Source organism: Micromonospora sp. NPDC003816, from assembly GCF_042874705.1.
Lineage (GTDB): Bacteria > Actinomycetota > Actinomycetes > Mycobacteriales > Micromonosporaceae > Micromonospora.
On sequence record NZ_JBIANP010000003.1, the window covers coordinates 718,787 to 738,785 of the forward strand.

Consider the following 19,999-nt stretch of genomic DNA (forward strand, 5'->3'; position numbering starts at 1 on the left):
ACCCCACCCGCGCGACGCAGCGATGCGGCGGTGCCGCATCGGACCGTCCACACGACACCTCGGCTCGGCGGGACTCCGTCGGCGACCTGTTGTCCACACCCTGACCCTGCCCGGCCGGTCACCCGCCGGCCGTACCTGATCATCCGGCTTCGCCGATCACGTCCACGGCCGACGGCCGGTGCGGCGGCTCCGGTCCCACCCGATCGAGCGGAACCGCCCGCTACCCGGCTCACGGGAACCGCCTCGCGGCTCCCCGGCGAGCATCGATGCAGACTAGGAGAGGAATCATGAGGAAAACCCTGGGCAGGCGTACTGCCCTGCGTTCGCTGGCCGGAGCCATGGCGGCGACGATGGTCCTCGCCGTGGCGGCCTGCGGCAGCGACGAACCGAGCGGCCCGAGCGCCGCCGAGGCCGGCCCGACCGGCGTCGACGACGGCAGCGAGCTGACCCTGTGGACCCGCGCACCGCTGGAGAAGCAGGCGAAGCTGCTGGTGGACGCGTACAACGCCACACACCAGAACCAGGTCAAGCTCACCGTCGTACCGAACGACGACTACGTCGCCAAGGTCGGCGCGGCGGCCGGCTCCGGTGGCCTGCCGGACCTGTTCGCCGCCGACATCGTCTACGTGCCGAACTGGGTCAGCCAGGGCCTGTTCCAGGACATCAGCTCCAACATCGACGGCCTGGACTTCAAGGACCAGATCAACAAGGGACACCTGTCGGCGGGTACCGTCGACGACAAGGCCCACGTGCTGCCCTTCGTGCTGGACCTGTCGATGATGTTCTGGAACAAGCAGTTGTTCCGGGACGCCGGGCTCGACCCGGAGAAGGCGCCCGCGTCGCTCGCCGAGTACGCCGCCGCCGCCAAGGCGGTGCAGGCCTCGGGCAAGGAGGGCGTCTACGGTACGGCCGCCGGCCTGAACTGCGGCGGCTGCCTCGTCTTCACCTGGTTCCCGTCCATCTGGGCCGACGGCGGGCAGGTGCTCAGTGACGACGGCACCGAGTCCAAGCTGGCCGACGAGACCGCGCAGAAGGTCTTCAGCACCTGGCAGGACCTGTGGCGCTCCGGTGCCGTGCTGCCCGCCTCGGCGGGGGAGACCGGTCCGACCTGGACCGCCGCCTTCACCGAGGGCAAGGTCGGCCTGATGTTCTACCCGGCGACGCTGCTCTCCTCGACGCCGTTCGACGCCGGTGTCGCCGGCATCCCCGGCCCGAACGGCGGCGCTTCCACCTTCGTCGGTGGCGACGGTGTCGGCATCTCGAAGGACTCCAAGAAGGCCGCGCAGGCGTGGAACTTCCTGAGCTGGATGATGTCCGAGGAGGCCCAGGTCGAGGTGCTGGCCAAGAACAAGGACGTGGTCTCCCGCGCCGACCTGGCCAACAACAAGTACGCCGCCGAGGACCCGCGCCTGGTGACCATCAACGAGGTGGCCGGTCAGGGCGACACCCCGGTCGCGCTCAACTTCCAGCAGGCGTTCAACGCGCCGAACAGCCCGTGGCTGACTCTCGTCCGCAACCAGGTGCTCAACGGTAACGGCGACCTGCCGAAGGACAACGGCGAGATCACCGCCGTCCTGAAGCAGTAGGTACCCGGTGGGGGCGGGTGCCGCCCGAGGAGTCCCTACCGGTCGGCACCCGCCCCCGCCGCGCCCACGTTCGATCCGTCAGCGAAGGAAACGAGAGGTCCCATGAGCGTCACCGCACCGTCTCGCCCGCCCAGTGCGGCGACACGGCGCCGCGCCCGTCCCCGAGGTCGTCAGGCACTGCTCGGCTGGCTCTACGCGATGCCGACCGCGGTCTTCGTGGCGCTGCTGTTCGCCGTGCCGCTGCTGCTGGTCATCAAGATGTCGCTGTCGCGGTGGCCGCTGCTCACCGGTGACCAGGGGTTCAACGCGCCCGACAACTTCGTGAAGGCGGTCGAGCACCGCTTCTTCACCGACTCGGTGGTGTTCACCCTCAAGTACACGGCGCTCGCGACCGTGCTGCTGCTGACGCTCGCTCTCGGGTTGGCCCTGCTGGTGCAGGAGTCCAGCCGGTGGAACAACCTGCTGCGGGCCTCGTTCCTGATCCCCAGCGCGCTCGGCCTGGCCTCGGCGTCGCTGCTGTTCTACGTGATCTACTCGCCGTACGCGAGCCCGCTGGCCCCGCTGGTGGACCGCCTGGGCATCACGTTCCTCGGCTCCCCGAACGCGGCGCTGTTCTCGACGACCTTCCTGATCGTGTGGCGGTACGCCGGGTTCTACATGGTGCTCATGCTGGTCGGCCTGCAAGGGATCCCCGCCGACGTGTACGAGGCGGCGCGTACCGACGGGGCGAGCCGCTGGCAGACCTTCCGCAAGGTCACGCTGCCGCTGCTGCGCCCCACCCTGGCGCTGACGACCGTGCTCTGCGTGACCGGTTCCCTGCTCGCCTTCGAGCAGTTCTACATCCTGACCAAGGGCGGCCCGGACAACAGCACGATCACCGTCGTGCAGCTCATCTACATGGTGGCCTTCCAGGGGCAGAACGACCTGGGGGTGGCGGCGGCCATCTCCGTCATCGTGCTGGTCGCCCTGATCATGATCAACGCGTTGCAGATGCGCGCCTTCCGGTCCGAGGGGAACTGATCCGATGACCGTCGTTTCCCGCACCACGGAGACCGTCGCCGACGGGACACCGCCGTCCGCACCGGAGCCGTCGCGGCCGAGGAAGCCGAGCGGCACCACCATCGCCGGGATCGCGCTGCGGACGCCGTACTGGGTGTTCACCGGTTCGGTCGCCCTCATCTTCCTGGCACCGCTGGTCTGGACGGCGGTCGCCTCGGTCTCCCCGCAACCGGGCACCAACCAGGTGGACGGCTGGGGCATCGGCAACTACCAGACGTTGGCCGCCTACCAGGCCGGCGTCTGGCGCTACCTCGGCAACTCGGCATTCGTCTCGCTGCTCACGGTCGCGCTGACGCTGCTGATCTCGTTCCTCGGCGGGTACGCCTTCGCGCGGTTCCGCTTCCCCGGCAAGAACATCCTGTTCCTGCTCACCCTGGCCATCCTGATGGTCCCGTACGCGACGCTGCTGATCCCGCTCTATGTGCTGCTCAACCAGGTGGGGTTGCAGAACTCCCTGGTCGGCGTCGCGCTCGTGCTGACCATGTTCCAGTTGCCGTTCTCCACCTTCCTGATGCGCATCTCGTTCGAGGCGGTGCCCCGTGAACTCGACGAGGCCGCGATGGTCGACGGGTGCTCGTCGTTCAGCGCGCTGTGGCGGGTGCTGCTGCCCGCCGTGAAACCGGGTCTGATCACCGTCGGTCTCTTCGGTTTCCTCGCCGCGTGGAACGACTTCATGGCCCCGCTGATCCTGATCAACGACACCGAGAAGATGACGCTGCCGCTGGCCGTGTCGAACCTGCGCGGCCAGGTGCAGGGTGTCGTCGACTACGGGGCGACCGAAGCGGGCGTCGTCGTCCTCGCCCTGCCGTGCATCGTCCTCTTCCTCCTGCTGCAACGACACTACGTGCGCGGCTTCATGTCCGGCGCGCTGAAAGGATGACCATGAGCGGCAACGCACATCCGGCCGCACCCGTCCTGCCGGTCCGGGGTCGCCTGCGCCCCCTCGACCTGCGGGAGGTCCGGATCGCGGGCGGATTCTGGGCCGAGCGCCAGTCGGTCAACGGGGTGACCCTCGACCACATCGCGCACTGGCTCGAACGGGAGGGCTGGGTCCGCAACTTCGACCTGGCCGTGGCGGGAGACCTTGCCGGCGAGCGGCGCGGACGCGAGTTCTCCGACTCGGAGATCTACAAGTTCCTCGAAGCGTTGGCGTGGGAGATCGGCCGGACCGCCGACCCGGATCTCGAATCGCGGTTCCGTGCCCTGGTGCGGCGGGTCGGCGCGGCGCAGGAGCCCGACGGATACCTGAACACCAAGTTCGGCCGACCCGGGCAGGAACCGCGCTGGTCGGACCTCGAATGGGGGCACGAACTCTATTGCGTCGGGCACCTCGTCCAGGCCGCCGTGGCCCGGGCCCGGACCCGGCCGGACGCCGACGACGGCCTGCTCCAGATCGCCTGCCGGGCCGCCGACCACGTGTGTGAGACGTTCGGTGTGGACGGCATCGACAGCGTCTGCGGCCACCCGGTGATCGAGACCGCGTTCGTGGAACTGGCCCGCACCACCGGTCAGGACCGCTACCTGACCCAGGCCGCGCTCTTCGTCGACCGGCGCGGCCACGGTCGGCTCGCCGACATCGAGTTCGGTCGGGAGTACTTCCAGGACGAGACCCCGATCCGGGAGGCCACCGTGCTGCGCGGGCACGCGGTGCGTGCGAACTACCTGGCCGCCGGTGCCGTCGACGTCGCGGTCGAGCTGAAGGACGCCAGCCTGTTGGACGCGGTACGCGGTCAGTGGCACCACGCGGTCACCCGCCGCACGTACGTCACCGGTGGGCAGGGTTCCCGGCACCAGGACGAGGCGTTCGGCGAGGACTGGATGCTGCCGCCCGACCGGGCGTACTCGGAGACCTGCGCGGGTGTCGGCTCGGTGATGCTGGCCTGGCGGCTGCTGCTCGCCGACGGCGAGTCCCGCTACGCCGACCTCATCGAACGGACGCTGTTCAACGTGGTGTCGACCTCGCCGTCGACCGACGGACGCAGCTTCTTCTACACCAACACGCTGCACCGCCGGGAACTCGGCACGGTGCCCGACGCCGACCGGCCCAGCCTGCGCGCGGCGGCGTCGCTCCGGGCGCCGTGGTTCGAGGTCTCGTGCTGCCCGACCAACGTGGCCCGCACCGTGGCCAGCCTCGGCGCGTACGCCGCCACCTGCGACGACGAGGGTCTGCACCTGCACCAGTACCTGCCCGGCACCATCGCGCACCGCCTTCCCGACGGGCGGGAGCGGTGCCTCGTCATCACCACCGACTACCCGCACGACGGCGAGATCCGGGTACGCGTCGACAGCGACGACGACCGCCCGTGGTCACTGTCGCTGCGGGTGCCGGACTGGGCCGTCGACGGCGCCACGGTCACGGTGGCCGGAGCCACCCGACCGGTCGCCCCCGGCATGGTCACCGAGCAGCGCACCTGGCAACGCGGCGACGAGGTCGTCCTCGCCCTGCCGATGGCGCCCCGGTTCACCCATCCGGACAGCCGCATCGACGCGGTGCGGGGCTGTGTGGCGGTGGAGCGCGGTCCGCTGGTGTTCGCGATCGAGTCGGTGGACGTGCCGGGGGTGACGAGCGTCGACGAGCTGCGGATAGACACCAGCCAACCGCCCCGGCTGGTCGACGGTCGGGTGGTGGTGCGGTGCCGCCGGGTGCGCCCGCACGACCACGAATGGCCCTACCGGGCCGACGTCGCCGAGTCCTCGCCCGCGCCCGTCGAGGTGTTCGACGAGGTGACGCTGGTGCCGTACCACGCCTGGGCCAACCGTGGGCCCTCGACCATGCGGGTCTGGATCCCCGTCGACGGTGACCTGCCGGAGCAGGGCCGGGGGCGGAGCTGATGTTAACGCTCACATCGGATTGTCCGAACCGCGCCGACAGCACCACGAGCCGCTCGAATCACCACCGAGGTGCGACGTGGGGGACCGCCTCACCCGCCCGCCCGCACCGATATCAAGGAGGAAGAAGATGATCCGCAGACGCGTGCGGAGGGTGCCCCTCTGGGGCGCCCTTGCCGCGCTCGTGGTGTCGGGGACGGTAGCCGTATCGTCCCCGGCCCACGCGGCCGGCCCGATCCTGCCCGGTAACGAGGGCGACGTCGGGGTCCACACCAACGGTCAGAACCACGTCATGGACATCGGCGACCCGACCTACAGCAACGTCGGCGACGTCGTGAACCAGCTCCGGCCGGGCGTACCGTTCACCGCCGGCAACATGCACCAGTCCGTCTTCGACGCCGACCTCGCCGCCGGCGGCACCGACTACTACCTCGACCGCATCCTCGGAGTGAGCGGCACGCTCGGGTCAGCGGTGCTGATGACCCGAGGGCGCACCCTCTACATGCGCGGCGCCAGCAACAACAACTTCACCGTGATGGGCTTCGCCGGCAACACGTTCGTCGGCGGCCCCAACAACCTCGGCAACCTCTACACCGTCACGGTGCCCGGCCAGACCGTGTCCGAGGTCAACGCCAACCGGTTCAACGCACCGAGCCACGCCCGGAGCCGCTACACCATCGGCTCCACCGGGGTCCGCGCCGACCTGACGAAGTTCATCACCTACGACAACGTGGCGGTCACCGCCATCGAGTTCACCAACCCGGGCGGCTCGGCGGCGACCTTCACCGTCCGGGCCGCGTCGCCGCTGGCCACCCAGGCTGCGGGCGACAGCGCGCTCACCGGCACCCGCACCATCACCAGCGGCTCGAACAACGGGCTCGTCGACACCCCGTGGGACTCCGTCCGGGTGGACCTCACCGGCTCCGGCTTCACGCGTACCGGCAGCAACCTGGACCGCGAGATCACCGTCCCGGCCGGTGGCTCGCTGTCGCTGTCCGTGGTGGGCGCGGTCTCCTCGGCCACGCTGCCCGAGACGGTGGAGAGCTACCAGGAGTACGCCGGCCTGTCGCCGAGCGTGGCCGTGCGGACCGGCATCACCGCCTTCCACCGCCAGTGGGCCCAGGACGTGCCGTACATCAACGTCCCGGACGCGGCGATGGAGAAGGCCATCGTGTACCGCTGGTGGGGCGAGCGCTACAACTCGCTCGACGCCAACGCCTCCGGCCACGTCTACCAGTACCCCACGACGATCGAGGGGGTGAACCTCTATCAGAACTCGGTCGCGCTGACCCAGCCGATGCACCTTCAGGACACCAAGTGGCTGCGGACGCCCTATCTGGGGTACGGCCAGATCCTGAACATCGGTGAGCTGTCCGGCTCGTCGGCCTTCCTGGACAGCCCGGGGCACACGAGCTGGAACAACCACTACTCGCAGTACCTCGGCACGGCCGGGCTCGAGGCGTACCAGGTGCACGGCGGCGGCAAGCAGGTCGCCCGCAAGTTCGCCCAGTACTTCGAGGGTGACGGCGTCGGTCAGTTGGAGCACTACGACGGCAACGACGACAAGCTGATCGCGTACGACACCAACTACATGCCGGGCAACGACGCCGACGCGATCACGTTCGGCTTCCCGAAGGTGAACACCGGGGCACCGGGTGCGCGGACGATCGAGCGCCCGGAGTCGGCGTACGTGTGGGGCGCGTTCGACGCGGCCCGGCAGCTCTACCAGCTCTCCGACGCCGACCAGGCCAAGGTCGACGCGATGGGGGCCAGCGCCGACGAGATCCGGGACGCGATCCTGACCCGGCTCTGGAGCCCGGACATGCGGATGTTCCTGTCCGGCACGTCGCACGGCGCGAGCAGCGCGGCGACCGCGAACGGGCGGGCCAACCCGCTGCCCGCCTCGGCCCGGAACCTGATCCCGGCCAAGGAGACGAACCTCTACGACATCTACGCCGAGAACCTGATCCCGACCGACCAGTGGGAGAAGTACGTCGACGGGTTCCGGTTCCTGACCTACGGCGACAACTTCCCGATCTTCCCGTTCTACACCGCCAACCAGTACGACCGGTCGGCGTACGGGATCGGCGGTTCGAACAACTTCTCGAACATCAACTTCACCGTGCAGTACCGCGGTGTGCGGTCGGCGCTGCGCCACTACGACCCGGAGCAGAAGTACATCACCCCGGAGTACGCCAAGCGGCTGCTGGACTGGATGGCGTGGAGCATCTACCCGAACGCCGACATGCGGGTCGCGAACCAGGCGGAGTACTACTCCAACTGGAACCCGACGACGCGCTCCTACAACCGCAACAACCAGAACCACATCATGCTCGGCAACATGAACTACATCTTCATCGAGGACATGGGCGGCATCCAGCCGCGTTCCGATGACAAGATCGAGTTGTGGCCGATCCAGTTCGGCTATGAGCACTTCATGGTCAACAACCTGCGGTACCACGGTCAGGACGTCACCATCGTCTGGGACCCGGACGGCAGCAAGTACGGCCTGGGCGCCGGCTACAGCCTCTTCCTCAACGGCGAGAAGAAGGTCACCACCGACAAGCTCGGCAAGGTCACCTACGACCCGAACACCAACCAGGTGCAGGCCGAGGAGGGCGTGACCGTCACCTTCACCGCCACCACCGGGGCCGACTTCCCGAGCGCGGTGGACACCCCGATCTCCGACGACCGCGTCGTCGGCTATCTCAAGACCGCCGGTATCGACCTCACCGAGCAGGCGCCGAACCTGGCGCAGGGCGCCCAGCTCAGCTCCTCGTACACCCAGCAGGGTGTGCGGCCCACGCCGTGGCGGCAGTTCCACACGCCCGGCTGGAGCACCACCTCGATGAACTACACGCCCGGCGCCATCTCCGAGACCGAGCGTCCGGTGTCGCTGGCGGCCGTCACCGACGGGATCACCGCCAACGAACCCTACTGGGGCAACTACGGCACCACCGAGCGCAACGGCTACATCGAGCTGGACCTGGGCGCGGCCAAGAGCCTCGACAACGTCAAGGTCTTCTTCGTCAGCGACCGGCAGGCCGGTGGCTACCGCGAGCCGGCACGCTGGTGGGTGCAGGTGCCCGACGGCAACGGCGGCTGGAAGGAGGTGCCGGACCAGTTCAAGAACCCGGTCGTGCCCTCGGCCAAGTTCAACGAGGCGCTGTTCGACACCGTCACCACCGACAAGCTCCGGGTCACCTTCACCAACAACCCGACCCACTTCACCGCGATCAGCGAGATCCAGGTGTTCGAGTCGGGGCGGGACGTGCCGGACGTGACCAACCAGGCGCCACAGGTCACCGCCAACCGGGACGGCTCGGCGGACGGAAACCTCTCCACCCGGCTCGTCGCCACGGCCGCCGACGACGGCATCCCGTACGACAGCGAGCTGACCTTCGGCTGGGAGACCGTCTCCACGCCGCAGGGCGCGGGCGTCATCTTCGCCGACGCGCGGGCGCTGACCACCCGGGTCACCGGCACCGTCGCCGGTGACTACGTGTTCCGGTTCTGGGCCGACGACGGCGAGAAGCGGTCGACGGCGAACGTGTCGGTCACGCTGGCCGAGCGCGAGGTCACCGCGGAGTTCGGTGCCTCGGCCACGATCAGCACCAGTGGCACGGCATCGTGGGAGAACCACTCGCGGGTCAACGAGCCCACCACGCCGACCAACTCCAACCCGGGTGCCGGCAGCGGCTGGGGCAACTGGGGCCAACCGCAGAACGGCACCAGCACCGCACGGGAGGCGTGGATCCAGTACCGCTGGAGCGCGCCGGTGCGACTCTCCTCGACCGACATCTACTGGTACGACGACAACGGCGGCACCCGCCGTCCGAACGCCGGCACGTACGCCATCGAGACCTCGGAGAACGGCACCACCTGGACGCCGGTGACGCTGGCCGAGGGCAGCACGTACGCCGGTGGGCTGGCGACCAACCGGTTCAACAGCTTCGAGTTCACGCCGATCACCACCAGCTACCTTCGCATCCGCATCTGGGGCGTGCAGGGCAGCGGTGCCGGCACCGGCGTGCTGCGCTGGCGGGCCAACGGCGAGACGGTCGACTCGGTGCGGTCCCCGGTGCTCATCCGCACCGGTGTCGGTGACGTGCCGACACTGCCGAGCACGCTGGACGCCGTCTACGCCAGCGGCGAGCGCGGCCAGGTCGCGTTCAACTGGCAGGAGATCACGCCCGAGCAGGTCGCCGAGCCGAACGTCGACCCGTTCGTGGTCTACGGCACGAACGACGCGTACGGGCTGATCGCCGAGGCGCGGATCTACGTACGGCCGGAGATGTCCACCGGCGGTATCTCGATCCAGGGCGCCGAGACCTTCGAGCAGTCCGTCGAGGTGGGCGAGCTGCCGTTCCTGCCGGACAAGGTGGAGGTCTCCTACAACGACGGGTCGCGGGACAACCAGGCCATCGGTGTCGACTGGGACTTCGACGAGCGCATCGTCAACACCCCCGGCCGTTACACGATCATCGGTGACCTGATCCTGCCCCCGTACGTCAGCCAGGCCGGGGCGACCCGGACCACGTTGACCCTCACCGTCGGCGACCCGCCCCAGACCCCGGTCTGGGACGTGGAGGTGCAGGCCAGCACGCGCTGCACCGGCCGGAACGTCTACGTCTCCGTCAACGCCCACAACGCCGGGGACGTGCCGCTGCGCATCGAGCTGATCACGGCATACGGCTCGCGGACGGTCGCCGACGTGGCGTCCGGGAAGGCCGCCTTCCAGGCGTTCAACACCCGCGCCACCTCGGTGCAGGCCGGCACCGCGACGGTGAAGGCCACCGGCACCGTCGACGGCGAGCCGGTGACCGTCGAGTTCGAGGCGCCGTTCGGCGCGCTCACCTGCGGTTGACCCCTCGTGGTGGCGGCGCCCGGCCTGGGGCGCCGCCACCACCCCCGCGCACGAGTGAGGAGATCGACACCGTGAACACCACCGTGGGACGCGGCGCCGCCCCACCCTCCACCCGGCCGTCGCCCCGATGGCGCAGGGCGATCGCCGTGGCCGCGTCCGTCGCGCTCGTCGCCGGCGGTCTGACCGGCGTCGCCGGTCCGGCACACGCCGCCGAGCCCCCGTCGTACACCTTCACCACCACGGTCAACCCGATCCTCGGCGACGGCAGCTACTACTCCGCCGACCCGGCGCCGATGGTGGTGCGGGCCGGTGCCCCCGGCAACGACACCGACGCCGACCAGCTCTACGTCTACACCGGCCACGACCAGGCCGGACCGTCCACCAACGACTTCATCATGAACGAGTGGGGCGCCTTCCGGACCACCGACGTCGAGGCGGGGGAGTGGACCCACTACCCGTCGCTGATGCGCCCGGAGGCCGTCTTCGCCTGGGCCACCCCCGGCCGTGCGTACGCGGGCCAGGTCGTCCAGGGCGTCGACGGACGCTACTACTGGTACGTCCCCATCCACGAACGCACCAGCACCGCGTCGGACCGGTTCGCGATCGGGGTGGCCGTGTCGGAGAGCCCGACCGGCCCGTGGACCGACCACGCGGGGGGCCCGATCATCTCCCAGCGGGTGCCCACGCCGAACACCATCCACAACATCGACCCGACGATCCTGGTCGACGGCGAGGCCCCGAACCAGCGCGTCTACATCTGGTGGGGCTCCTTCAGCCAACTGCGGATGCTCGAACTCCAGCAGGACATGAAGACCCCGATCGGCACCCCGCGCACCGTCACCGGCCTGACCGGCTTCTTCGAGGGCGCCTGGATCTTCACGCGCAACGGCACCTACTACATGGCGTACGCCGGCAACAACGCCGGCCCGACCTCGCAGTGCACCCCGGCGAACTACCACGCCTGTCTCGCCTACGGCACCGCCGCGTCGCCGGAGGGACCGTGGACCTACCGGGGAACCTTCCTGCGGCCGGTCTCCTCGACCACCAGCCATCCGGGTGTCCTGGAGTTCAACGGCACCTGGTACCTGGCGTACCACACCGCCGACGCCGTGGGCGGCGGTCACTTCCGGCGCTCGGTGGCGATCGACCCGGTCGAGTGGGACGACTCGCTGACGCCGCCCCGGATGAAGCTCGTGACGCCGACCCCGGCCACGGGACGTGACCTCACGCCCCGGCCGAACATCGCCCAGGAGGCCCGGGTCACCGTCTCCAACGAGCCGGTGCCGGTGCAGTACTGGGTGAAGGCACTCAACGACGAGATCGTCCGGTCGAACCCGCTGCCGCCGGACATGTGGGGCACCTGGACCGGCAACAACCCGCCGCAGCAGTGGGTGCAGTACACCTGGGACCAGCCGATGCGGATCTCCGGTTCGCAGATCGACTTCTGGAACGACCAGCCGCAGGGCACCGGTGTCGGAGTCGCCGCGCCCGCCCGCTGGCGTATGCAGTACTGGAACCTGGAGGCCGGGCAGTGGGCCGACGTGCCCAACCCGAGCGGTTTCCCGACCGGAACGCAGGGCTTCCAGAACACCACCTTCGACCCGGTGACCACCACCCAGGTCCGCGCGCTGTTCGAGGCGTCGACCAACGGCAGCACGTACTCCGGGGTGGCGGTCGAGGAGTGGAAGGTCCTCGCCGCGCAGCCGGAGTCGGTCAGCGCACCGGCGATGACCGTGGAGGTCGGCGAGACCGACCTGCCGGACACGCTGCCGGTGTCGTTCGGCGCGCAGACGCTGCGGGTGCCGGTCTACTGGGACGAGGTGCGGCCCGCGGACGTCGCCGAGCCCCGGACGTTCACCATCGGTGGGACCGTGCTCGGCTACGCCGCCGATCGCGTCTCCGCGCAGGTCACCGTCATCTCACCGGACGACACCGAGGGAGACGTGACGCCGCCGACGGTGACGCTCACGCCCAGCGGCAGCGCCGGCAGCGACGGCTGGTTCCGCTCCACGGTGCGCGTGCGGGCCGCCGGTGTCGACGACCGGGGTGGCCGGATGACCATCTCCACGCGGGTCGGCTCGGACACGCCGGTCGAGACCACCGACGTCCGGTCGGTCGACGTCACCGTCTCCGGGGACGGCCGGCACACCGTCACCGCGACCGCCACCGACCGCGCCGGCAACGTCTCCGACCCGGCCTCCCTGGAGGTACGCGTCGACGCCACCGCACCGGTCAGCACCGCCACCGTGAACAGCACCACGCGGGCGGTCACGCTCGCCGCGACCGACGCCACCTCCGGCGTCGCCCGGATCGAGTACGCCATCGGCACGGGCGCCTGGACCACGTACGACGGTGCGGTCCCGGCACCCGACGCGAACCGCCACACGCTGGCGTACCGGGCGGTCGACGTGGCCGGGAACCTGGAGACCGCCCGGACGGTCGCCATCCCGGCCGACCTGTCCGGGCCGCTCACCGGCAACATCGGGCCGATCGGCACGCCGACCGCCTCGTTCACGGCGAGCTGGAACAGCCTCACCGCGCTCAACGACGGTGCCGACCCGACCAACCCGGGTCAGGCGCAGATCTGGGGCACCTGGTCGGGCACCCGCCCGGCCACCCAGTGGATCCAGTACGACTGGAACCGCCCGGTGCGGATCACCGGCACCGAGCTGAAGTTCTGGCGGGACTCCAACCGGGGCACCGGCGACGGTGTCGCCCAGCCCGACGGGTGGGTGCTGCAGTACTGGGACGCCACCACCTCGACCTGGCGTGACGTGACCGGCGCGTCGCCGTACGGCACCAGCACCACCGCGTTCAACACCGTCTCCTTCGACCCGGTGACCACGTCGAGGGTGCGGGCCACCATCCAGGCCAACGGCAACGGCACCACCTACTCGGCGGTCGCCGTCACCGAGTGGCGGGTGTTCGCCGACGACCCGGGCGTCCGGCCCGAGGTGCCGGTGACGGTCACCGTGCAGGCGCGGTGTGTGGCCGGGAAGGCGTACGTGGCGGTGCAGGCGCGTAACGACCACGACGCTGCGGTGGACGTGGTGTTGGAGAGTGCGTACGGGCAGCGGTCGGTGTCGGCCGTGGCGCCGGGTGCGAGCGCGTTCCAGCAGTTCACCACCCGTGCCGCGTCGGTGCCGTCCGGCAGCGCGACGGTCCGGGCCACCGGCACGGTCGACGGCACGGACGTGACGACCGTGGTCACCCAGGACCATCCCGGCGCGAACTGCGCCGCCGACCCCCGTCAAGCCCAGTAACCACGAGAGACAACGGAGAATCGCATGAACACAGGGAATCGGAAGCGGTTGCTGGCGGCGGGTGCCGCCGGGGCGTTGCTGGTCGGGTCGGTGGCGATGGCCGCGCCGGTGTCGGCCGATCCGGGTGACACCGGTGACGTGACGGTCACGGTGGAGATCGAGGAGTTGGTGGAGCCGGGCGTGTTGGCGATGTCGATCGCGGGTGACTCGGTGGCGTTGACCGAGGACGGGTCGACGTTGCTGGTGCGGCAGTTCGTGGGTGGTCTGCCGACGGTGACGGTGACCGACACCCGGACCGCCGACGAGGTGCCCTCGGGTGCGGCGTGGGCGGTGCTCGGTAGTGCCACCGACTTCACCGGGGCCGACGGTCAGGAGCCGATCGGTGCCGGGCACCTGGGCTGGAAGCCGCGCCTGGTCGACGGTGGGGACACCGGTCTGGTCAGCGAGGGCGAGGAGGTCGTCACCGTGCTGGACGAGCCGACGCAGCCGGGCAACAACGTGGGTCTGGTCGACCAGGAGTTGCTGGTCTCCACGTTCGACTCGGGTGCGGTCGCCGGTGGGGCGTACTCGGTCGACGCCGACCTGTTCCTGCGCACCCCGGCGGACGTGGCCGCGGGCGAGTACACCTCGACACTGACCCTGTCCCTGTTCGAGTGATCCACCGGGTGGAGGCCGCCCGGCGTGGTGGCCTCCACCCGTACCCCTGCGGGGTGAAGGGCTCGTCGTGAGCGTGCCCAGGATCCCGAGGCGGCGCCGGCGCGCGGCGGCCGGGCGTCACACGCGCAGGGGCAGGCCGTCGTGATGCAGCCGGAACGCGTCCAGGTCGGTGGCGTCGACCGCCAGCCGCAGGCCGGGCAGGTGCCGTGCCACCCGGTCGAACAGGATGCGGCTCTCCAACCGCGCCAGGTGCGCGCCGAGGCAGAAGTGGATGCCGTACCCGAAGGCGAGGTGCCGACGGACGTCGGTGCGCGCGATGTCGTACTCGTGCGGCCGGTCGAAGACCGCCGGGTCCCGGTTGGCCCCCCACACCGACAGCCCCACGCGGTCGAACGCGGGGATCCGCCCACCGGCCAGCTCGACGTCCGCGAAGGCGAACCGTGGCGGCACGATCTCCACCGGCCCCCGGAACCGCAGCGTCTCCTCCACCACCGCCTCGGCCAGGGTTGGATCGTCGCGCAGCGCCTCCCACTGCGCGGGGTGGGTGAGCAGCAGGCGGAGTCCGTTGACGATCAGGTCGACGGTGGTCTCCTGCCCGGCGATGAGCAGCAACTGCACCAGCGCCACCAACTCGTCGCGGTCCAGCCGGTCCGCCCGGTCCTCCGCCGCCACCAGCTCGGAGATCAGGTCGTCGGCCGGGTCGGCGCGGCGGCGCGCCGCCAGGTCGTCGAGGTACGCCGCGAACTCCAGGGTCGCCGTCGGGCCGTCGAACCCGGCCGACACGATCGCCGCCGACCAGGCCCGGAACTGCGGTCGGTCCGCCTCCGGTACGCCCACCAACTCGGCGATGACGTTGACCGGCACCGGATCGGCGAGGTCTGCCACCGCCTCCACGTGACCCCGCCGACGTGCCCGGTCGACGAGTCGGTCGGCGAGGTCACCGATCCACGGCTCCAGCCGGGCCACCGCCCGCGCGGTGAATCCGCCGCTGACCAGTCCCCGCAGGCGGGTGTGGTCGGGCGGGTCGAGGCTGATGAGCTGCCGGGACTCGATCCTCGCCACCTCGGACAACGCCTCCGGGGCCGGGGCGGGGCCGTCCGGGCGGTGCCGGTGCACCTCGTGCCCGATCATCGGGTGCCGCAGGCCGTGCAGCACGTCGGCATGACCGGCGACCACCCAAAGCCGGTTGCCGGCGGGGTCGATCTGGAGCACCGGTCCGCCGCTGTCCCGCACCCGGTCGTAGAACTCGTGCGGGTTCCGGCGTACCACCGGGTCCCACAGCTCCGAAAGGCCGAACGCGACCGCCACCTGGCCTCCTCGGATGAAAGGAAGGGTCCCCTGCTAACGCCTCGTGTATAGCAGGGGACCCCTCCTTACATTCGGGCAGCGAACGTTTCGGGGGAGTTTTCGGGAAGGGAGCACCGACGGGCCTTCCTGAGCCGAGTCGACGGGACGCATCGGTGTAGTGTTCCGCGCAGGTACGAGCGACAGTGCGGGTCGGGCAACGGTCCGAAACCACGCCGAAAACGTTTACAAGATCACGTCCACCGGGAGTGCCCTGTACGGGCTTCCGGGGCAGCCTGTCGCCGCTGCGTCGCATCCGTGCCGGTCGTTGGGAGGGAGCACCGCATGACGTCCGAGCCCGAGGTCCCCGCCAACCGCACACCCACCCTCACCGACGTCGCCAAGCTGGCCGGCGTCTCGGTCGCCACCGCCTCCAAGGCCATCAACGGACGTGGCGAGGTGCGGGCGACCACCCGGGTACGCGTGCTGGAGGCCGCCGAGCTGCTCTCCTTCGCGCCGAACGCCCTGGCCCGAGGGCTGCTCAGCGGCCGGACCGGGACGGTCGGCCTGCTCACCAGCGATCTGGAGGGACGGTTCTCGATCCCCATCCTGATGGGGGCCGAGGACGCCTTCGGGGCGGGGCAGGTGTCGGTCTTCCTGTGCGACGCCCGGGGTGACGCGATCCGGGAGAAGCACCACGTCCGCGCGCTGCTGTCGCGCCGGGTGGACGGGCTGATCGTGGTCGGCTCGCGGACCGATCCCCGGCCGCCGCTGGCCGGCAACATCCCGGTGCCGGTGGTCTACGTGTACGCCCCCTCCTCGGACCCGGCCGACATCTCCATCACCGTCGACAACGTCGGTGGTGGCCGCCTCGCCATCGAGCACCTGCTGGCCTGCGGCCGGCGCAACATCGCCCACATCACCGGCGAGCCGGGGTTCCAGGCGGCCCGTGACCGGGCCGAGGGCGCGGCGGCGGCGCTCGCGGCGGCGGGCCTGGGCATGGTCGGTGACCGGCCCTACTACGGGTCGTGGGACGAGTCCTGGGGGCGCGCCGCCGCACGCATGATCGTCGAGCAGCGGCCCGAGGTGGACGCGATCTTCTGCGGCAGCGACCAGATCGCCCGGGGCGTCCTGGACGCGTTGCGTGATCTCGGGCGGGACGTGCCGGGGGCGATCTCGGTGATTGGCTTCGACAACTGGGAGGCCATCTCCGCCGACTGCCGCCCCCGGCTGACCAGCGTCGACATGAACCTCCAACACCTCGGCGCGGTGGCCGGGCAGCGCCTCTTCGCGGCCATCGACGGTGCGGTGACGCACTCCGAGGAGTTCGCCAGCCGCCTGGTGATGCGCGAGTCGACGCTGCCCGTGCGCTGAGGCAGCCGGAGGTCCGGGGCTGAGGCGGCGGACGACCGTCCGGGCGCTGAGGTGGCCGCCGGTGGACGGTGGCCCGGGTGGCTACCGGGTGGTGAGCCCGAGGCTGATCGTCTTGGTCAGCGTGGCGTTGTCGTCGTCGCCGTCGAGCGACCAGATCATCGCCCCGCCGAGCCCGGCGGTCCGGATGTAGAGCATCTTCTGGAGCACCACCGCCGGGTCGTCGTACGTCCACAGGGTGGTGCCGTCGAACAGCCAGGCGTGCCCGGCGCGCAGGTCGCGGTGCACCGTGAATCCCTTGCCCGGCAACGTCTTGAGCTGCTTGTAGTCCTCGTAGCCGGCGGCGTGCGTGGCCGGTGCCGGGCCGGTGGCGGGGCGGAACAGGCCGGTGCCGCCGCCGGTGACGCCGGTCCAGCCCTGGCCGTAGTACGGGATGCCCAGCACCAGCTTGCCGCGTGGTGCGCCACGGGCGATCCAACCGTCGACCGCCACCTGCACCGAGAAGTCGGGGTCGTCCGGCGCGCCCCTGGGCACGCGCAACGCCGACTGCTGGTTGGTCACCGAGTCCCAGCTACCGTGGAAGTCGTACCCCTGCACGGTCGCGAAGTCCAGGTACTTGAAGATCTTGCGGCCCTCGAATCCGGCGTCCATCGCGGCCGGGTTGGCCGGCAGGAAGGCGGTCAGTGGGTAATGCGTGCGGGTGGTCCGGCCGTGCGCGTCGAGCTGCCGACGGAACTCGGCGAGCAGCTTGGTGAAGTTCTCCCGGTCCTGCGGGCGGACCACGTTGCCCGGCTCACCCGGCGAGCCAGGCCACTCCCAGTCCAGGTCGATGCCGTCGAAGACCCCGGCGGCCGAGCCCGGTCCGCCGCTGCCGCCGTCCAGGATCGGCAGGTCGCCCTTGAGGTAGAGGTCGATGCAGGAGGCGACGAACGCTTTCCGGGAGGCGTCGGTGCGGGCCGCGTTGGAGAAGTACGTCGACCAGCTCCAGCCGCCCAGCGAGATCATCACCTTGAGGTGCGGGTGCTTGGCCTTGAGCTTCGCCAACTGGCCGAAGTTGCCGTTGAGCGGCTCGCCCCAGGCGTCGGCGACCCCGTCGACGCTCTCCTGCGCCGGGACCGGGCGCTGGTAGTCGGCCCAGGCGTCGCCCTCACCCGGCCCACCGTCCACGAAGCAGCGACCGTCCTCGCTGACGTTGCCGAAGGCGTAGTTGATGTGGGTCAACCGACTCGCCGCCCCGGAGGTGTCCAGCTTCTGCACCGGGAACGCCCGGCCGTAGATGCCCCACTGGGTGAAGTAGCCGACCCGGTGGTAGCCGGTGCCGCGCTGCGGAGCCGCGTTCGCGGCGACCGGTGGTGCGGCGGTGACCAGCAGCGTGGTCAGCGCCACGAGGGCGGTGAGGCGGCGGGGACGGAACGGTCGCATCGGCACTCCCGGGAGGTCCACGGCGATCAGTAAAGACACTTGCCTGATTGACGAAGTTAAGCTGATCACCGTTTCCGGTCAAGGGTTGGTCCGGTTCCCGTCGCCGCGCTCACGCAGGTCCCGCTCGGCGGCGGCGACCACCACCGGATCGGCGCATCCGGCCGCGTAACCGGCGATCCGGCGGCGGATGTCCCGGCCGAGCAGCCAGGTGCCGATCCGGTCCGCGAGCGGCCGCAGCAGCGCCGGACGGCAGCGGAAGTGGTATCGCCAGGTGGCGACCGAGTGGCCGGGCTCGGCGGCCGGCGCGAACCGCCAGCCGCCGGCGAACATCTCGAAGAACCACGGGCCACGCACCATCTTCATGCCAACGGTGGTCGGCGGTGCGTAGGAGACGTACTCACTGACCATCGAGAAGCCGTGCCGGGACCGGGTGAACGTGCGGACGCCCTTGTCCGGCCGGACGGCGCCGTCGACGAAGTGCTGACTGCGGACGAACGGGTCCCACCGCCGCCGGACCGGCATGGTGGTCTGCGAGATCGCGAACGCGAGATTCGGGGGTACGGGGACGACGGCCACCGCCTCAACCACGGGCATCGCCCCATTCTCCCCCGGTGCGACCGGTTCGGCCCGGGTGGCCGGGTGCCCGTCCGGCCCCGGGTGGATCGACTGGTCGTCCCTTGTATCGATGGTTCTCGAATGAAAAACTCTGCGTAGTCGCGTCCGGGGCCGGCGTGCGAACCATCGTCAGGGCGTGCGGGAATGCCACCCGCGCAGGGCAGCCCGTTTCCAGGCACCGGCCGCCGTGCTGCGCCCGGTGCTCCCACCACCCCGGAGGAGACACCGCATGTCGAAGAAGTACGCCCTGGCGACGATCGCCGCCGCGACGCTGGCCCTGGTGGGCGCGGCCGGCGTGGCGAGCAGCGCGGGCGCCGCCACGTCCCCGCCCGTCCCGCTCACCACCTCGCAGTCGCCGACGCCGACGGTGACGGTGTGTCCGCCCGCGCTGCCGTTGGCCGGAATGGTGGCCGGCACCACCACCACGACCGTCACCATCCGTTACTCGCTGACGTTCCGCCCGCCGTGCGGGTACGACCTGCCCATCACGGTGCACCTCTTCGCCACCCGGGAGGACGCCGAGCAGTGGCACAACCCGGTGGCCTCGGCGGACACCGGGCTGGAGAGCTACGGCAACGTAGTGGTCGAGGGGCTCACCCCGGACACCGAGTACTGGTTCCGGTTCAGCGATGCGAAGGGCCGGCGGGACCCGTACATCCTCGGCGGGCCGGCGCGTACGCAGGAGGTGCCGGTGTGTGCCGCGACGGCGACGATCGGCAGCGGCTGGGGGAGTGGCTTCGTCGCCACGGTCACCGTGCGCAACACCGGGACCGAGGTTCTCGACGGCTGGCGGGTCTCCTGGACCTGGCCCGGTGACCAGCGGGTCCAGTCGCTCTGGAACGGGACGGTGACCGAGGCGGGTAGCGAGGTGACCGTCCGCGACGCCGGCTGGAACGGCCGACTCGCCCCGGGCGGGTCGACGACGTTCGGCCTGCTCGCGTCGACCACCTCGGTGCCGGAGGGCTTCGCGCTCGCCTGTGGTCGCTGAGGCGGACGGCGTACCCCGGCCGCATGGAGGATTGTGAGTGCGTTACCGGGTGGTAACG

The 19,999-nt window shown here is 70.5% G+C and carries 12 protein-coding genes; 9 read left to right on the top strand and 3 right to left on the bottom strand.

Translation table 11 applies throughout. The annotated features are described in order from the left end of the window. Nucleotides 1-287: 287 nt before the first annotated feature. From ACFYTT_RS14160 to ACFYTT_RS14190, 7 genes are all read left to right on the top strand, one after another. On the top strand, nucleotides 288-1,586 hold the full coding sequence (locus tag ACFYTT_RS14160) for a sugar ABC transporter substrate-binding protein (protein ID WP_176093865.1): 1,299 nt from the start codon (nucleotides 288-290) through the stop codon (nucleotides 1,584-1,586). A gap of 102 nt (nucleotides 1,587-1,688) precedes the next feature. Next, nucleotides 1,689-2,606 (top strand): carbohydrate ABC transporter permease, encoded by a 918-nt coding sequence (locus tag ACFYTT_RS14165; protein WP_387259350.1) that lies wholly within the window; start codon nucleotides 1,689-1,691, stop codon nucleotides 2,604-2,606. A gap of 4 nt (nucleotides 2,607-2,610) precedes the next feature. After that, on the top strand, nucleotides 2,611-3,525 hold the full coding sequence (locus tag ACFYTT_RS14170) for a carbohydrate ABC transporter permease (protein ID WP_131051999.1): 915 nt from the start codon (nucleotides 2,611-2,613) through the stop codon (nucleotides 3,523-3,525). 2 nt (nucleotides 3,526-3,527) lie between these two features. Beyond that, the gene (locus ACFYTT_RS14175; protein WP_387259352.1) at nucleotides 3,528-5,477 is read left to right on the top strand and encodes a glycoside hydrolase family 127 protein; all 1,950 of its coding nucleotides are present in this window, start codon (nucleotides 3,528-3,530) and stop codon (nucleotides 5,475-5,477) included. A gap of 127 nt (nucleotides 5,478-5,604) precedes the next feature. After that, nucleotides 5,605-10,341: an Ig-like domain-containing protein gene (locus ACFYTT_RS14180; RefSeq protein WP_343232755.1), complete on the top strand. Its 4,737-nt coding sequence runs from the start codon at nucleotides 5,605-5,607 to the stop codon at nucleotides 10,339-10,341. Between the two features lie 62 nt (nucleotides 10,342-10,403). After that, nucleotides 10,404-13,604 (top strand): family 43 glycosylhydrolase, encoded by a 3,201-nt coding sequence (locus tag ACFYTT_RS14185; RefSeq protein ID WP_387259776.1) that lies wholly within the window; start codon nucleotides 10,404-10,406, stop codon nucleotides 13,602-13,604. Nucleotides 13,605-13,628: 24 nt separating this feature from the next. Further along, nucleotides 13,629-14,261, top strand: coding sequence for a hypothetical protein (locus ACFYTT_RS14190; protein WP_387259355.1), 633 nt, complete (start codon nucleotides 13,629-13,631; stop codon nucleotides 14,259-14,261). A 117-nt stretch (nucleotides 14,262-14,378) separates the two neighbouring features. On the opposite strand, the gene ACFYTT_RS14195 is transcribed toward ACFYTT_RS14190, so the two are convergent. After that, nucleotides 14,379-15,569 carry a cytochrome P450 gene (locus tag ACFYTT_RS14195; RefSeq protein ID WP_387259358.1) on the bottom strand — a complete coding sequence of 397 codons (1,191 nt, stop codon included), beginning with the start codon at nucleotides 15,567-15,569 and terminating at the stop codon, nucleotides 14,379-14,381. Nucleotides 15,570-15,890: 321 nt separating this feature from the next. Here ACFYTT_RS14195 and ACFYTT_RS14200 point away from each other — a divergent pair, with 321 nt between their 5' ends. Further along, entirely contained in the window at nucleotides 15,891-16,919 is a 1,029-nt protein-coding gene (locus ACFYTT_RS14200; RefSeq protein WP_176093163.1) for a LacI family DNA-binding transcriptional regulator, read from the top strand. Nucleotides 16,920-17,000: 81 nt separating this feature from the next. Here the strand turns inward: ACFYTT_RS14200 and ACFYTT_RS14205 are convergent, their stop codons facing one another. Both ACFYTT_RS14205 and ACFYTT_RS14210 read right to left on the bottom strand, forming a co-directional pair. Then, on the bottom strand, nucleotides 17,001-18,338 hold the full coding sequence (locus tag ACFYTT_RS14205) for a glycoside hydrolase family 18 protein (RefSeq protein ID WP_176093164.1): 1,338 nt from the start codon (nucleotides 18,336-18,338) through the stop codon (nucleotides 17,001-17,003). A 78-nt stretch (nucleotides 18,339-18,416) separates the two neighbouring features. After that, nucleotides 18,417-18,932 carry an SRPBCC family protein gene (locus ACFYTT_RS14210; RefSeq protein WP_176093165.1) on the bottom strand — a complete coding sequence of 172 codons (516 nt, stop codon included), beginning with the start codon at nucleotides 18,930-18,932 and terminating at the stop codon, nucleotides 18,417-18,419. Between the two features lie 250 nt (nucleotides 18,933-19,182). On the opposite strand from ACFYTT_RS14210, the gene ACFYTT_RS14215 reads away from it, so the two are divergent. After that, nucleotides 19,183-19,941 carry a cellulose-binding domain-containing protein gene (locus tag ACFYTT_RS14215; protein WP_387259361.1) on the top strand — a complete coding sequence of 253 codons (759 nt, stop codon included), beginning with the start codon at nucleotides 19,183-19,185 and terminating at the stop codon, nucleotides 19,939-19,941. The last annotated feature ends 58 nt before the right edge of the window (nucleotides 19,942-19,999 follow it).

What these genes read in the sequence shown, in the direction of transcription:
- ACFYTT_RS14190 (WP_387259355.1), top strand. Translation starts at nt 13,629, where the DNA reads ATGAACACAGGGAATCGGAAGCGGTTGCTGGCGGCGGGTGCCGCCGGG.
- ACFYTT_RS14175 (WP_387259352.1), top strand. Translation starts at nt 3,528, where the DNA reads ATGAGCGGCAACGCACATCCGGCCGCACCCGTCCTGCCGGTCCGGGGT.
- ACFYTT_RS14170 (WP_131051999.1), top strand. Translation starts at nt 2,611, where the DNA reads ATGACCGTCGTTTCCCGCACCACGGAGACCGTCGCCGACGGGACACCG.
- ACFYTT_RS14180 (WP_343232755.1), top strand. Translation starts at nt 5,605, where the DNA reads ATGATCCGCAGACGCGTGCGGAGGGTGCCCCTCTGGGGCGCCCTTGCC.
- ACFYTT_RS14205 (WP_176093164.1), bottom strand. Translation starts at nt 18,338, where the DNA reads ATGCGACCGTTCCGTCCCCGCCGCCTCACCGCCCTCGTGGCGCTGACC.
- ACFYTT_RS14160 (WP_176093865.1), top strand. Translation starts at nt 288, where the DNA reads ATGAGGAAAACCCTGGGCAGGCGTACTGCCCTGCGTTCGCTGGCCGGA.
- ACFYTT_RS14210 (WP_176093165.1), bottom strand. Translation starts at nt 18,932, where the DNA reads ATGCCCGTGGTTGAGGCGGTGGCCGTCGTCCCCGTACCCCCGAATCTC.
- ACFYTT_RS14215 (WP_387259361.1), top strand. Translation starts at nt 19,183, where the DNA reads ATGTCGAAGAAGTACGCCCTGGCGACGATCGCCGCCGCGACGCTGGCC.
- ACFYTT_RS14200 (WP_176093163.1), top strand. Translation starts at nt 15,891, where the DNA reads ATGACGTCCGAGCCCGAGGTCCCCGCCAACCGCACACCCACCCTCACC.
- ACFYTT_RS14165 (WP_387259350.1), top strand. Translation starts at nt 1,689, where the DNA reads ATGAGCGTCACCGCACCGTCTCGCCCGCCCAGTGCGGCGACACGGCGC.